Source organism: Pseudomonas sp. EL_65y_Pfl1_R83 (assembly GCF_963970695.1).
GTDB classification, from domain to species: domain Bacteria; phylum Pseudomonadota; class Gammaproteobacteria; order Pseudomonadales; family Pseudomonadaceae; genus Aquipseudomonas; species Aquipseudomonas tritici.
In genome coordinates, this window is sequence record NZ_CAXAQI010000346.1 from 1 (window position 1) to 479 (window position 479).

Sequence of the window (479 nt, forward strand, 5' to 3'; positions counted from 1 at the left end):
TTCGTTCGCCAGCTTGTCCTCCAGCGTCTCCGCCAGCATGTGCTGGCGGACCACGTTGCGATAGGTGATCACGCTCGCGCGCATCTCGCCCAGCACGCGCACGCTGGGCAGCCAGTTCGTGGTGATCTCGGTCGTGTTGGCATTCATCGACCGCATCTTCATGATCGCAAGGAGCCCCATGCCGGTCATGGTAACCAGCAGGAACGCCACGACGCTGATGATCTTGGCGCGGATGGAGAGCGAGGCCAGCATGTCTTGTCTCTTTGTCGGCGCGCCGCGGCGCGCCCTGAAATCGGGTCAACCAAAAAATCCGGCGCCGATATCCAACAACAAAGCGACTCAGCAGTTGTTAATAACGACTCCGTGAGAGCAGGGAACCCTAAAGAGATGAACGGGAACCTAAGAACGCCCTGCGCTCAGCGCATCAGTCCGAGCGCATCCGTGAAAAACGCCGGTCCACCGAAGTTTCCCGACTTGAG

Annotated in this window: 1 protein-coding gene; it reads right to left on the reverse strand. The window is 59.5% G+C overall.

Annotated features, from left to right (window positions below; genetic code table 11):
* Positions 1-252, reverse strand: a 252-nt coding sequence (locus AACY08_RS29215; RefSeq protein ID WP_339472563.1) for an MCP four helix bundle domain-containing protein, incomplete at its 3' end; no start/stop codon positions are given.
* Positions 253-479: the final 227 nt, after the last annotated feature.